Here is a 13,483-nt window from a genome sequence, read left to right as displayed (position 1 = left end):
GCTTTGACAACCTTGCGGCGTGAGCACAAAACCTGCGCGACCCACTGCAGTCCAGCGTTTCGGCGCGCGGGCCGGGTCACTCGCGCTGCGCGCGCTCTTTGCCACGCTGCGCGTGCGATTGCACGACCAGGCCGGATTTCTGTCCAGCCCGCCGCCACATCCGGTCATCTACGCCTTCTGGCACAACCGCATCCTTGCCGTCACCGCAGCCTTTCTCCGGGTTTACCCGCCGGGACGGCGCGGAGTTCTGGTGCTGACAAGTGCAAGCAAGGACGGCATGTGGCTCGGCGAGGTGGCATCCCGACTGGGCATGGGTTCGGTCCGCGGCTCCAGCTCGCGCCGCGGTGCGGGCGCCATGCGGGAACTCCTCGATAAAGTCGCCCAAGGCCACGACATTGCCATCACGCCCGACGGCCCCCGCGGACCGAAATACGAACTCGGGCCCGGCCCCATTTACCTGGCGCAGAGGACCGGCATCACCATCATCCCCATCCACGCGCGGTTCAGCCGGTGCTGGACCATGAAGACGTGGGACGGCTTCCGCATCCCGCGCCCGTTTTCCTCACTCGATGTCACACTCGCCCCGCCGGTGAGTATTCCCGGGCAGACCGACGAAAACTTTTTCGAGGCCGAGCGCGCAAAAATCGAGTCGGTTTTGCGCGCGGAAGCGGATTAAATGGCGCCCATGCCCGAATTGATCGACGGAAAAGCGGTTGCGGCACGGCGCCTTGAGCAAACGGCCGCGGAGATCGATAAACTCAAAAAACAAGGGATAACCCCGGGACTCGCGGTTGTCCTTGTCGGCCAAGACCCGGCTTCCGTGGCCTACGTCCGCTCGAAGGACAAAACCTGCCGCGAGTTGGGCATGCATTCGCGCAAGATCGAGCTGCCCGCATCGGCGACCCAGGAAGAAGTCCTCGCCGTTGTGCATGAACTCAACGCCGACCCGGCGATCCACGGCATCCTTGTTCAATCACCTCCCCCGCCGCAGATCGACGAGCGGGCGGTCGTGCGGGCGATCGATCCGGCCAAAGATGTGGACGGCTTTCATCCCGTCAATGTCGCCGCGCTGACCGCCGGCGAGGAAGACGCGCTTGTTCCCTGCACGCCGCTCGGCTGCCTCGAGCTGCTCAAAGATTACGACATCCCGCTGGCTGGGGCGCACGTCGTTGTGGTGGGACGCAGCATGATCGTGGGCAAGCCCATGGCACTGCTGTTGCTGCGCAAAGGCGTGGATGCCACCGTGACCATCGCCCATTCCCGCACCCGCGACCTGCCCGCGGTGACAAAGTCCGCCGATATCGTGATCGCGGCCATCGGGAGACCGAACTTTCTCGGGGCGCACCACGTGCGCGACGGGGCGGTGGTGATCGACGTCGGCATCAACCGCGTGGAAGACGCCGCCTCGCCGCGCGGCTATCGTCTCGTCGGCGACGTGGATTTCGCCGCGGTCGCCCCGAAGTGCCGCGCCATCACGCCGGTGCCCGGCGGAGTGGGACCCATGACGATCGCCATGCTCATGCGCAACACGGTCCAAGCCTGCCGGCGCATCACAGGACGCAGCGGGGACTGATCGCCAATTTGCTTTTGCAAACTGATGAAAAAGCGACCTTTTCTCATGATCGCGGCCTTCACCGCGACCGTGTTGCTCGCGGGCTGCGAGAAGCCCGACCCGACGCTTCGATTTCTTCTGCCGGCCCGCGGACTGCCGCTTGATATCATCGAGCAGTTCTCGCGCGAGTCGGCCATCCCCGTCGCGGTGGACACCTACGCAACCCCAGCCGATATGCTGGCGAAACTCTCCGGCGGCGAGGTGCGTTACGACGTGGTCCAGCCGCCTGACTATCTGGTCGGTCCGCTCGTTGCAGACAAGGCGCTGATGCCTCTCGATCCGCAAAAAATCCCCAACCTGAAAAATTTGGATCCGCTGTTCAGCCGGACTTACTTCGACCCCGGCAACAAATTCACCGTGCCGTGGATGGCCGCGTTCACCGGGATCGTCTACAACTCCGAAGTCGTTCCCCCGTCGATCGTGCGCTACGGCGATGTGTTCACCGCCGATTGGGCCAACCGGGTCGTGGTGATCGACGAACCGCGCGAGATCGTGAGCTGGGCGCTGGCCGCGGCCGGCATTCCCGTCAACGATGCATCCGACACCAACCTTTCCATGGTCCGTCCGCTCCTCGCCGACTGGCTGGCGAAAGTGCGCGTTTATGACAGCAACGACCCCGGCAAGGCGATCTTCGACGGCGAGGCGGACATCGGGGTCATGCGCAGCGAAGACGCGGCGATCCTTTCCGCGAAAAATCCGCGCTTCCAGTGGGTGTTCCCAGCGGAGGGTGCCCGCATGTTCGTGGAGGTCCTGGGTATCCCCGCGGGATCGCGCCACGGCGAAGAAGCCATGCGTTTCCTTGAATTCCTGCTGACGCCCCGCATCGGCGTGGAACTCTCGGCCCGGCGCCCCGGCTACAATCCGAATGCCGCGGCCCGCGAGATGCTTTCCGACGAGCAAAAGAAAAATCCCGCCAGCTACCCGACGCCCTTCGACGTTGCCCGCGCCCAACTCGGCGCCGACCTCGGCCCGCAGCAGGAAAAAGTCGAGGCGCTTGTGAGGGGGCTTAAGCGCCCCTGACCTGATCGCGGAAGCCGGCGCCTTGCGCGGCGCTTGGCCGAAGTGTCGGGCTCCAAAAGTGGAGCCGAAGAGGGGACTCGAACCCCTGACCCGCGCATTACGAATGCGCTGCTCTACCAACTGAGCTACTTCGGCGCGATGATGTGAAAATATCGCCCGGATGCGGCCTCTGGCAAGCCCCGCATCTTGCCAGAGCACCGCAGGCACCTCATAATCCGCGGTAAATCCATGGAATCGCTTCTACGCCTCCTGCAACAGGACTCGACCACGCCCCGCGAGGACCTCGCCCGGCAACTGAACATCACGCTGGACGAGGTCAACCGCCGCATTGCCGCGCTCGAGAAAGAGGGGGTCATCCGGGGCTACCAAGCCATCGTGGACAAGGACCGCCTGGACAAAAACACCGTCACCGCGATGATCGAGGTGCGCATCACGCCGGAGCGCGGCGGCGGGTTCGACCGCATCGCCGAGCGCATCGCGAAATTCGACCAGGTGGTGAGCTGCTACCTCATGAGCGGCGGATACGACCTCATGGTCGTCGTGCAAGGCGGCAGCCTGCGCGAGGTGGCCAGCTTCGTCTCGGAAAAGCTCAGCACGCTCGAGCCGGTGATTTCGACCGCCACGCACTTCCGCCTCAAAGCTTACAAGGAAAACGGGGCGCTCTTTGTGGACACCGCGCCCGACGACCGTCTTGCGGTCAGCCCGTAACCCCGCGCCGCGGCCATGGAAAACAAAATCGCCGCGCATGTGCGCGACATCCCGCGGTCGGGCATCCGCGACTTCTTCGAGATCGTGCAGTCGATGCGCGATGTCATTTCGCTGGGCATAGGCGAACCCGACTTTGCCACACCGTGGCATATTCGCGAAGCTGCGCTGTTTTCCCTCGAAAAGGGGCGCACCGGCTACACCTCGAACCTCGGCCTGCCCAAGCTGCGGGAAGCGATCGCGGACTACGTGGCGCGCAACTTCGGCGTGAAATATGATGCGGCGACCGAAGTTCTTGTCTCCGTCGGCGTCTCCGAGGCGATCGACATCGCCCTGCGCGCGCTGCTCGACCCGGGAGACGAGGTTCTTTACCACGAGCCTTGCTACGTCAGCTACAACCCGAGCGTCACGCTTGCCCATGGCAAGGCGGTGGCCGTGCCGGTGCACGAGAAAGACAATTTCCAGCTGCGCGGCGATGAACTGGAGAAGCGCATCACACCGCGATCGAAAGTTTTGCTCCTCAATTTCCCCACGAACCCGACCGGCGCCACCATGCCGCGCCAGGCACTGGAGGAGATCGCTGCTGTCTGCCGCAAGCACGACCTCATCGTGCTTTCCGACGAGATCTACGCCGAGCTGACCTATGACGGCACGGAACACGTCTCCATCGCTTCGCTGCCGGGCATGCGCGAGCGGACTGTGTTCCTGCACGGACTTTCCAAGGGCTGGGCCATGACCGGGTTCCGCATCGGCTACGCCTGCGCGCCGCGCGCGATCATCGAGGCGATGATGAAAATCCACCAATACGCCATCCTTTGCGCGCCGATTATGGCGCAAGATGCAGCCATCGAGGCTCTCCGGCACGGCGATCCCGCGGTCGCCGACATGCGCGAGAAATACCAGTTGCGCCGAAACTACATCACCGCCGCGTTGAACAACATGGGTCTTCCCTGCCCCCTGCCGCGCGGGGCGTTCTATGTTTTTCCCGACGTCCGTTCCACCGGCCTGACGAGCCGCGAATTTTCCCTGCGTCTCCTCGAGGAGAAAAAAGTCGCCGTCGTTCCCGGGCCGGCCTTCGGCCCGTCGGGCGAAGGCTTCGTGCGATGCAGCTACGCCACGGCGCTGGACCAGATCAAAGTCGCGATGCAGCGCATGGCGGAATTCGTCGCGGCGCTCAAAAAACAGGCGGCTTGATGTCCGTGCGGCTTTGACCGGCACCGCCGGCGCAGCTATGGAGGATCGCGTGACCGGCGGACAATCGTGGAACAAGGCGGCACGGTATTTCGGCCGGGCGATGCTCCTGCGCTGTCCGGTCTGCGGCAAGACGCCGGTGTTTCCTCCCCTCGCGCGCACCCGCAGCTTGCACGATTGGTTCACACCGCTCGACGGCTGTCCGCGCTGCGGTTACGCCTTCGACCGCGAGCCGGGCTACTTCCTGCTCTCCATTTGGGCCATCAACTACGGCATCGCGGCCGTGCTGGGGCTGGTGCTCTACGGGGCCTTCGAATGGTTCTTCGACTGGCCGGTCTGGACGCTCATCGCCGCGGTGGTCGGACCGGTCGTTCTCTTCAATGTGCTTTTTGTCCGCCACTCCAAAACCATTTTCATCGCTTGGGACCATTTCTTCGATCCCCACGAACGCGAGGACGACGGCGGCGACGGAAACGTGCCGCACTCGCCGGAACCGCCTCCGCGTCAGCCACCCCGCAGGGCCCGGTTGCCGGCGGACGCGGGTGTGTGAATTCGCGGGGCTCGCGCGAGACGGCATCCGGGGTTAGAAAGAAAACGTGTTACCCGAGTTGCTGAAAGCACTTCTGGTCAGCGCCTCGCTGGGCGCCCTGCTCGGGCTGGAGCGCCAGTGGAGCGGCGAGCGCGACAATCCGCAGAGCGACACAACCGCCGGCGCGCGCACGTTCGCGCTGTGGGCGGTGATCGGGACGCTCTGCGCGTGGTTCGACCGCCAACTTACCGCGGGCTTTTTTCTCGCGGGGTTTGTCGCCATCGCCGCGCTTCTCTCGTTGTTCCTTTTCAAGCGCGGCGGACGGAATTTCGGACTCACGACCGGGGCGCTCGGGCTCGCCACCTACCTGCTCGGAGGCCTCGTGCTTTACGGCCAGGAAACTACCGCTGTCGTCATCGCCGTTTCCCTCCTCCTGCTGCTGGCCTCGAAAGAACATCTGCACCGCTTGTCGCGCAAATTTTCCCCGATGGACGTGCGGCAGGCGCTGCAGTTCGCCGCCGTGACCGGCATCGTGCTTCCCCTCGTGCCGGACACGCCCTGGGGGCCCTACGGCGCCTTCAATCCGCGCAACATCTGGCTCATGGTGGTGCTCGTTTCGGGGCTCGGCTTTGTCGGCTATGTTGCCATGCGTGCGTTCGGGCAGGAGCGGGGAATCGCGGTCACCGGCCTGCTCGGCGGTGTCGCCTCCAGCACCGCAACCACCCTGGCCATGAGCCGTGAAAGCCGGGTTTACCCGGAGACCGGTCGTATGTGCGCTCTTGCCGTGACACTGGCCTGCACAGTGATGCTGGCACGCGTGGCTGTGCTGGTAGGCGCGGTCAGCACTTCCCTGCTATCCGCCCTCGCACCCATCCTCGTCTTTGTCGCCCTTCCGGGCATTCTCTTCGCCCTTTGGAACTGGCGGAGCTTCACCGGCTCCAACCCCTCGGGCCGTCCGGCCAGCGAGGTGCGCAACCCCCTGAGCCTGCGCGTGGCAATCCAATTTGCCGCGCTCTACGCACTCATCGTCTTGCTCGTTCGCTGGGCGAACGAAACTTCCGGCGGAACCGGAGTGTATTGGGCGAGCTTCTTTTCAGGCATGACGGATCTGGACGCGATATGCCTTTCGATCTCGCAGCTGGAGGCAGCCGGAAAAATCGCATCCGGTGACGCGGCCCGCGCAGTCGCCATCGCCGCAGGTGCCAACTCGCTGCTCAAGGCATCCATCGCCTACGCGTTGGGAAGCGCGGTGATGCGCGGACCGGTGGTCGCCGTGCTCGGACTGACCGCTCTGGCTGCCGCTCTGGCTGCTTGGCTGTGCTGATCAGCGCACCGCGGTGCCGTGCCGCGCGACCTGCGTGGCCGCGGACGGCGGTTCTTGCAGGGCAAAAAGCTGGCTGACCGTGGCAAATCCGTAGCCCTTGGCCTTGAGTCTGGCGATCACATCCGGCACGGCCTCGATGGTGCCCGGATGGATGTCATGGGCCAGGAGAATGGCTCCCGGGTGCGCCCCTTGAACAAGGCGGTCGGCAACCACGCCGGCACCGGGACGTTTCCAATCGAGCGGATCGACCGACCACAGCACGACGTCGAGGCGATGATCGTTGATGATGCTCTGCCGGACGCGCTCGTTGATCGCACCGTAGGGCGGCCGCATGGCCGTGGGACAGCGTCCCGTCGCACGCATGATCGACTCGTTCGTCCTGACCATTTCGTCGCGAAGTCGCGCGGCACCCACGGAAGGCAGCGGCGGATGCGTGTAGGAATGGTTGGCGATCTCGTGACCCTCGGCCACGATCCGGCGCGCGATTTCCGGATAGGCATCGACATTGCGCCCGATGACAAAAAATGTGGCGCGAACGCCTTCGCGGCGGAGGATATCGAGCAGCTGCGGTGTCAGTTCCGGGTGAGGACCGTCATCGAAAGTGAGGGCCACGACAGGTCGCGATGTGTTGACCGAGTTGTAGCTGGCCCGCTGGAGAGGCGGCCGGCCCGCCGTCACCCCGGGAGGAGTGATGCTGAGCGAGGGTGCGTTCCCCGGGGGCGAAACCATGCCCTCTTGGGCGCAAGCGGCGACCAGCATGGACGCCGCGGCGGCAAAGGGAAGAATCGATCGCATGGCTTTGGAAAATTGCGGCGGAAAGAACTAATCCGCCAGCCGCGCTTTTTTGGCAAGCCCCGTGCGAGATTTTGCCCCGCGCAGCATTTCGAGAAAGTGCCGCAAAGCCAAAGACCCTGCGCGGTTGCGCCGCATGATCACACCCACCGGCCTCCACATGTCGGCCGAGGCGATTTCCACGGGAATGAGCGAACCCGCCTTGCGCTCGTTGGCCAGAACCGTTTCGGGCAGGATGGAAACAGCGTTGCCGATCTCGACGGCCCGCTTCACCGTTTCCACGTTGTCGAATTCGTTTTCCGGACGCATAGAAACGCCGGCCGCGCGCAGCGCGCGATCGATGGCTTTGCGTGTGGGCGTGTCGGCATCGAAAGCTATGAACTTTTCCGGGCCGAGTTCGGAAAGCGGCACATGGGACCGGCGTGCGAGGCGGTGAGAAGGGCTGCAGACCAACACCAACCGGTCGCGCCAGAGGACTTCGGCAGACAGCCCCCTCCTGGCCGCCGGATAGGCGACGAAACCGGCGTCCGCGCGACCGTGCAGAACAGCGGCATAGACATCGGAAGAACAAAGGTAATCGGTGTGGATTTTCACCTGCGGGTGAAGGCGGGCGAACTGGCGCACGTAGGGCGGCAACTCGTGCAAGCCCACGCTGAGCACCGCGGCCAGCCGCAAATCCCCCATCACAACGTTCCGCAACTCCCGCAGGCGCTCATCTAGATCGTCAACCACTGCGAGAATTTCCCGCGCGGCACCGAGAAAAACCTCGCCCTCGGGCGTCAGGGAGAAATTTTTCTTTCCGCGGTCGATCAGTTTCACACCGTGCCTGGCCTCCAGCGCCTTGATCTGCTGGCTTACCGCACTCTGCGTGATCTGGTTCTTCCGGGCAGCCTCCGAAAAACTGGCGGTTTCAGCCAGATCGCGGAATACTTTGAACAAAGAAACGTGCACGGCAAAAATGTATCAGCGCTGCTAATGAGGTCAACTTGAAGCATAAGCCCGACTAATGGAAGATATCGCCGGCAACATCGGAAAAATCCACGACCGCATTGCACGAGCCGCGAACCGCCGCGGTCGCGATCCGCTCACTGTTCGCTTGGTGGCGGTTTCGAAAACCCACCCGGCAGAGGCGGTGTCTGCGGCGGTAGCGGCAGGCCAGCATCTTTTCGGCGAGAGTCGCGTTCAGGAAGCCCGCGACAAAATCCCCGCGTGCCCGCGCAATCTCGAATGGCACTTCATCGGACACCTGCAGAAAAACAAAGTCCGGCAGGCCCTGCCGCTGTTTTCATTCTTCCACAGCATCGACAGCACGGAACTTGCGCGGACCATGGACCGCATTGCCGGCGAGAGCGGGCGCACGGTGGATGGCCTTCTCGAGGTCAATGTTTCGGGCGAGCAGAGCAAATACGGATTCACGCCCGCCGTGCTGCGAGCGGAATTCGCCGGCCTTGCGGCGCTGCCCAAACTGCGTCTGCGCGGCCTCATGACCATGGCCCCCTACAGCGACAACCCCGAGGAAGCCCGTCCGGTTTTCCAAGCTCTGCGGGAATTGCGCGATGAACTTCAGCGAACGCACACTCATCCGCTGCCCGAGCTTTCGATGGGGATGAGCGGCGACTTCGAGCCCGCGGTCGAGGAAGGGGCTACCCTGGTCCGTGTCGGCTCCTCTATCTTCGGCGCGCGCCCCACCCCGACGGCATGACACCGCAAATCCGCAATCTGCAAGTCATAGGCCGCGAACTGGCCATCGCATGGAGCGACGGACACGAGACCTATCTGCCGCTGGAAACTCTCCGCCGGGCCTGCCCGTGCGCCGTCTGCAATGGCGAACCCGATGTTCTCGGTCGCGGCGAAAGACCGCAGGTCACCCACAGTCCCGATAGCTTCGAACTGCTTTCCTACGACTTGGTCGGAGGCTACGGCTGGCAACCGAAATGGGCCGATGGCCACGCAACCGGTATCTATTCGGTCGGATATCTGCGACATATCGACACCCAGTCTCCCCGGGCGTGACCCTCCGAGCTTGGATGAAACACGCGCACGCGCTTTAATAAAGGGCTATTTCGTTATGCCGTCCAAATCGACCATCATTTACACCAAGACCGACGAGGCGCCGCTGCTGGCGACTTATTCTTTCCTGCCAATCGTTCAGGCATTCACAAAGCATGCAGGCATCGGACTCGAACTGCGCGACATCTCCCTCGCCGGTCGCATCCTCGCGGCGTTCGCCGACAAGCTGCCGCAGAACGAGAAAACTTCGGATGCTCTGGCCGAGCTGGGCGCCCTCACGCACAAGCCCGAGGCCAACATCATCAAGCTGCCAAACATCAGCGCCTCGATCCCGCAGCTCAAGGGGGCCATCGCCGAACTGCAAAAGCAGGGCTTCAACGTGCCCGATTATCCCGAGACGCCGTCCGATGACGCCACAAAAGAAATCAAAGAGCGCTACGACAAAGTCAAAGGCAGCGCGGTGAACCCCGTGCTTCGCGAAGGCAACTCGGACCGCCGGGCACCCAAGGCGGTGAAGGATTACACCCGAAAACACCCGCACAAAATGGGCGTCTGGTCGCCCGACTCGAAAACACGCGTGGCCACCATGGGCGCGGACGACTTTTTTTCGAACGAGAAGTCCGTCACGGTCCCCTCGCCCACGACAGTCGAAATCGAGTTTGTGCCATCCGGCGGTTCGCCTGTGTTGCTCAAGGACGGCATCAAGTTGCAGGCGGGTGAAGTGTTCGACGGGACATTCATGAGCAAGAAGGCGCTCGTCGCATTCTTGGAAAAGCAAATCGCCGCCGCACAAAAAGAAGGCGTCCTTTTCTCCCTGCACCTCAAAGCCACGATGATGAAGGTGTCGGATCCGATCCTGTTCGGACACGCGGTCAAAACCTTCCTCGGCGACTTCATCGCCAAGCACGCCGCGACGCTCGAAAAGCTCGGGACCGACTTCAACAACGGACTCGGCGACCTCGTGGCGAAGATGGACAAACTTCCCGCGGCGGAAAAAACGGCGCTGGAGACCGACCTAGAATCCGCGCTCACTGCGCGCCCGCCGTTGGCCATGGTCAACTCGGACAAAGGCATCACCAACCTCCACGTGCCCAGCGACGTGATCGTCGATGCCTCCATGCCGGCCATGATCCGCGAAGGCGGCAAGATGTGGAACGCTCAGGGCAAAACGCAGGACACGCTGGCTGTCATTCCCGACAGCTCATACGCGTCCGTCTACCAGGCAACGATCGACTTCTGCAAAAAGCACGGCGCGCTCGATCCCACCAAACTCGGATCCGTCCCCAACGTCGGCCTCATGGCCCAGGCCGCGGAAGAATACGGCTCGCACAACAAGACTTTCGAGATTCCATCCGACGGCACTGTGCGCGTGAGCGACGCCGATGGCAAAATTCTGATGGAACACAAAGTCGGGGCCGGCGATGTGTGGCGCGCTTGCCAGACCAAGGACGCTGCCATTCGCGATTGGGTCAAGCTCGCGGTGAAGCGCGCACGCGCCACCGGCGCACCCGCTGTCTTCTGGCTCGACAAAAACCGTGCCCACGACGCGCAACTCATCGCCAAGGCCGAGCGCTATCTCGAAGACCATGACACCGCGGGACTCGACATCCGCATCCTGCCCCCGGCCGAAGCCTGCAAGTTCAGCCTCGAGCGGATCGTCGAGGGGAAGGATACGATTTCTGTCACCGGCAACGTGTTGCGCGATTATCTCACCGACCTGTTCCCGATCTTGGAGGTGGGAACGAGCGCGAAAATGCTATCCATCGTTCCGCTCATGAACGGCGGCGGGTTGTTCGAAACCGGGGCTGGCGGATCAGCACCGAAGCATGTGCAGCAATTTCTGTCCGAGAACTACCTGCGCTGGGATTCGCTCGGAGAATTTTTCGCCCTGGCTGCATCTCTCGAACATCTCGCGGACACCACGGGCGACAAACAGGCGAAAATCCTCGCCGATACGCTCGATGCGGCCACGGCCAAGTTCCTCGAGAACAATAAAAGTCCGGGACGCAAACTCGGCACGCTCGACAACCGTGGCAGCCACTTTTACCTCGCGCTTTACTGGGCGCAGGCGCTCGCCGCGCAGAACGAAGATTCCGGACTGAAAAAAATCTTCGCTCCCGTGGCGGAAGAACTCGCGGCCAACGAGGATAAAATCGTCGCCGAACTCGCCTCCGTGCAGGGCAAGGCTGCCGATATCGGCGGATACTACCGCCCGGACGACGCGAAAGCTTCCGCCGCAATGCGCCCGAGCAAGACATTCAACCGCATCCTCGCGGCGATATAGAACCTATCCCAAAACCTCGCGGGGTGGCGCAGGGTCATGGCGGCGCGGATGGCAAGGCGCGAGCAGGGAGCGATGCCTCTGCGCCAGGTTTTGGGATAGGTTCTAGCAAACCGTAGCGCGAAGCGCTTTTATTCCACGGTCACGCTCTTGGCGAGGTTGCGCGGTTTATCCACATCGCAACCGCGCTGAACGGCGATTTGGTAAGAGAGCAACTGCAGCGGAATGACCGTGAGCACGGGCATGAGCCACTCGGGCGCGTCGGGAACCCAGAGGACATCATCGGTGATTTTTTCCAACGCGGCGTGGCCTTCGGTGCCCACACCGATGACCGGTCCCTTGCGCGCGCGCACTTCCTGGATGTTGCTGGCGTTTTTCTCGAAGAGCGCATCGTCCGGAGCAATGAAGACCGAAGGCGTGTCGGGGTTGACCAGGGCGATGACGCCGTGCTTCAACTCGGCGCTGGGGTAGCCCGAGCAGAACATGTAGCTGATTTCCTTGAGCTTGAGCGCGGCCTCGAGCGCCACCGGATATTGGAACTGGCGGCCCATGAACAACATGCCGTGGGAGTTGGCGTATTTCTGCGCAACTTCGGGCAGATGCGGGTTCATCTTGAGGACGCGTTCCACTTTTTCGGGCAACTTCTCCAACTCCCCGATGATGCGCATGCCGTCCGAGGTCGAGAGATGGCGGATGCGGCCCATGAGAAGCGAAAGAAGCGTGAGAATGGTGACTTGCGAGGTGAAAGATTTGGTCGCGGCCACGCCGATCTCGGGGCCGGCGTGCATGTAAACGCCGCCGTCGCTTTCGCGGGCGATGGTGCTGGCCACGTTGTTGCAGATCCCCAGCGTGCGGTGCCCTTTGCGCTGGCTCTCGCGCAAGGCCGCCAATGTGTCGGCCGTCTCGCCGCTCTGGCTTATGACAAACGTGAGCGTGAATTTGTCCATCGGCGTGTTCCGGTAGCGGAACTCGCTGGCCACCTCGACCTCGGTCGGCAGGCAGGCGAGGGTTTCCATGAGGTATTCCCCCGTGAGTGCCGCATGGTAGGCGGTGCCACACCCGATGAGGACGATGCGTTCGACTTCGCGCAACTGCGCCGGGGACATGTTGAGGCCGCCGAGCTTGGCCGTGGCTTCCTCCGCCGACAAACGGCCGCGCATGGCATCGCGCACCGTCGAAGCCTGCTCGTAGATTTCCTTGAGCATGAAGTGCGGGTATTCGCCCTTGGAAACTTCCTCCGCGTCGAACTCGACCGTGCTGATCTCGTAGTCGCGTCCGTCCCCCGCCAGCGACTGGATCTGGAAGGTGTCGGGTCGCAGCATGACGATCTCGAAATCCTTGAGATAGACGACGTCACGCGTGTGGTTGACCAACGCCAAGGGATCGCTCGCGAGGAAGTTTTCCCCGCGTCCGACCCCGAGCACCAGCGGGCTTCCGCGACGCGCGCCAAGGAGAAGGTCGGGAACTTCCTTGTGCATGACGGCGATGCCGTAGGTGCCTTGGACTTCACGCAGCGCACGGCGCACCGCCTCGACGAGGTTCTCGGCGGAGGCGTCGCCCAACTCGGCGGCGTGTTTGCCGATCAGATGGGCGAGGACTTCGGTGTCCGTCTGTGATTTGAAGGTGTGGCCCTCGCGCTCGAGTTCTTCGCGCAGCGTCTGGTAATTTTCGATCACGCCGTTGTGGACGAGCACGATGTTGCCGCTCTGGTCGGCGTGCGGATGCGCATTCTCCTTCGTTACCGCGCCGTGCGTGGCCCAGCGTGTGTGGCTGATCCCGCGGTGGCCGTGCACGGGTTCGCGGGCGACCAGATCGGCGAGATTCTGGATGCGGCCCACGGCTTTTCGGATCTCGAGCGCGCCGTTGTTGCCGAGCGCAAGACCCGCGGAGTCGTAGCCGCGGTATTCCAGCCTCCTGAGCCCGTCCAACAGGATGGGCGCCGCTTCCGCGGGACCGACATAACCAATGATTCCGCACATAAGCCGATCATGCTGCCCCATCCACCAACTAGTGGCAACA

General features: G+C 63.0%; 13 protein-coding genes and 1 tRNA gene. 10 read left to right on the top strand and 4 right to left on the bottom strand.

From position 1 onward, the window contains the following. The first annotated feature begins 19 nt into the window (after positions 1–19). From FGM15_03620 to FGM15_03610, 3 genes are read left to right on the top strand one after another with little or no spacing between them, the layout of a single operon-like run. Entirely contained in the window at positions 20–676 is a 657-nt protein-coding gene (locus FGM15_03620) for a DUF374 domain-containing protein (protein MBU3664952.1), read from the top strand. 9 nt (positions 677–685) lie between these two features. Next, positions 686–1,573, top strand: a complete 888-nt coding sequence (folD, locus tag FGM15_03615) for a bifunctional methylenetetrahydrofolate dehydrogenase/methenyltetrahydrofolate cyclohydrolase FolD (GenBank protein MBU3664951.1) — start codon at positions 686–688, stop codon at positions 1,571–1,573. 24 nt (positions 1,574–1,597) lie between these two features. Continuing rightward, positions 1,598–2,632, top strand: coding sequence for a spermidine/putrescine ABC transporter substrate-binding protein (locus FGM15_03610; protein MBU3664950.1), 1,035 nt, complete (start codon positions 1,598–1,600; stop codon positions 2,630–2,632). A 59-nt stretch (positions 2,633–2,691) separates the two neighbouring features. Here the strand turns inward: FGM15_03610 and FGM15_03605 are convergent. After that, positions 2,692–2,767, bottom strand: a tRNA-Thr gene (locus FGM15_03605). A gap of 93 nt (positions 2,768–2,860) precedes the next feature. On the opposite strand from FGM15_03605, the gene FGM15_03600 reads away from it, so the two are divergent. The 4 genes from FGM15_03600 to FGM15_03585 are packed head-to-tail and all read left to right on the top strand — an operon-like array spanning position 2,861 to position 6,381. Beyond that, positions 2,861–3,340, top strand: coding sequence for an Lrp/AsnC family transcriptional regulator (locus FGM15_03600; GenBank protein ID MBU3664949.1), 480 nt, complete (start codon positions 2,861–2,863; stop codon positions 3,338–3,340). A gap of 15 nt (positions 3,341–3,355) precedes the next feature. Further along, entirely contained in the window at positions 3,356–4,531 is a 1,176-nt protein-coding gene (locus FGM15_03595; protein MBU3664948.1) for an aminotransferase class I/II-fold pyridoxal phosphate-dependent enzyme, read from the top strand. 13 nt (positions 4,532–4,544) lie between these two features. Beyond that, on the top strand, positions 4,545–5,078 hold the full coding sequence (locus FGM15_03590; GenBank protein MBU3664947.1) for a DUF983 domain-containing protein: 534 nt from the start codon (positions 4,545–4,547) through the stop codon (positions 5,076–5,078). A gap of 46 nt (positions 5,079–5,124) precedes the next feature. Continuing rightward, positions 5,125–6,381 (top strand): MgtC/SapB family protein, encoded by a 1,257-nt coding sequence (locus FGM15_03585; GenBank protein MBU3664946.1) that lies wholly within the window; start codon positions 5,125–5,127, stop codon positions 6,379–6,381. Here FGM15_03585 and FGM15_03580 read toward each other — a convergent pair whose 3' ends face one another. Next, positions 6,382–7,176, bottom strand: coding sequence for a polysaccharide deacetylase family protein (locus FGM15_03580; GenBank protein ID MBU3664945.1), 795 nt, complete (start codon positions 7,174–7,176; stop codon positions 6,382–6,384). Positions 7,177–7,203: 27 nt separating this feature from the next. Beyond that, positions 7,204–8,124, bottom strand: coding sequence for a LysR family transcriptional regulator (locus tag FGM15_03575; GenBank protein ID MBU3664944.1), 921 nt, complete (start codon positions 8,122–8,124; stop codon positions 7,204–7,206). A 55-nt stretch (positions 8,125–8,179) separates the two neighbouring features. On the opposite strand from FGM15_03575, the gene FGM15_03570 reads away from it, so the two are divergent. From FGM15_03570 to FGM15_03560, 3 genes are read left to right on the top strand one after another with little or no spacing between them, the layout of a single operon-like run. Then, positions 8,180–8,875: a YggS family pyridoxal phosphate-dependent enzyme gene (locus tag FGM15_03570; GenBank protein MBU3664943.1), complete on the top strand. Its 696-nt coding sequence runs from the start codon at positions 8,180–8,182 to the stop codon at positions 8,873–8,875. After that, positions 8,872–9,186: a DUF971 domain-containing protein gene (locus FGM15_03565; GenBank protein ID MBU3664942.1), complete on the top strand. Its 315-nt coding sequence runs from the start codon at positions 8,872–8,874 to the stop codon at positions 9,184–9,186. The genes FGM15_03570 and FGM15_03565 overlap by 4 nt, the downstream gene beginning before the upstream one ends. A 55-nt stretch (positions 9,187–9,241) precedes the next feature. Further along, positions 9,242–11,467 carry an NADP-dependent isocitrate dehydrogenase gene (locus FGM15_03560; protein MBU3664941.1) on the top strand — a complete coding sequence of 742 codons (2,226 nt, stop codon included), beginning with the start codon at positions 9,242–9,244 and terminating at the stop codon, positions 11,465–11,467. A 128-nt stretch (positions 11,468–11,595) separates the two neighbouring features. On the opposite strand, the gene glmS is transcribed toward FGM15_03560, so the two are convergent. After that, positions 11,596–13,443: a glutamine--fructose-6-phosphate transaminase (isomerizing) gene (gene glmS / locus FGM15_03555; protein ID MBU3664940.1), complete on the bottom strand. Its 1,848-nt coding sequence runs from the start codon at positions 13,441–13,443 to the stop codon at positions 11,596–11,598. Positions 13,444–13,483 lie beyond the last annotated feature (40 nt).

The organism is Chthoniobacterales bacterium (assembly GCA_018883245.1).
Classification (GTDB): Bacteria; Verrucomicrobiota; Verrucomicrobiia; order Chthoniobacterales; family JACTMZ01; genus JACTMZ01.
This window is presented reverse-complemented; position numbering and strand designations above follow the sequence as displayed.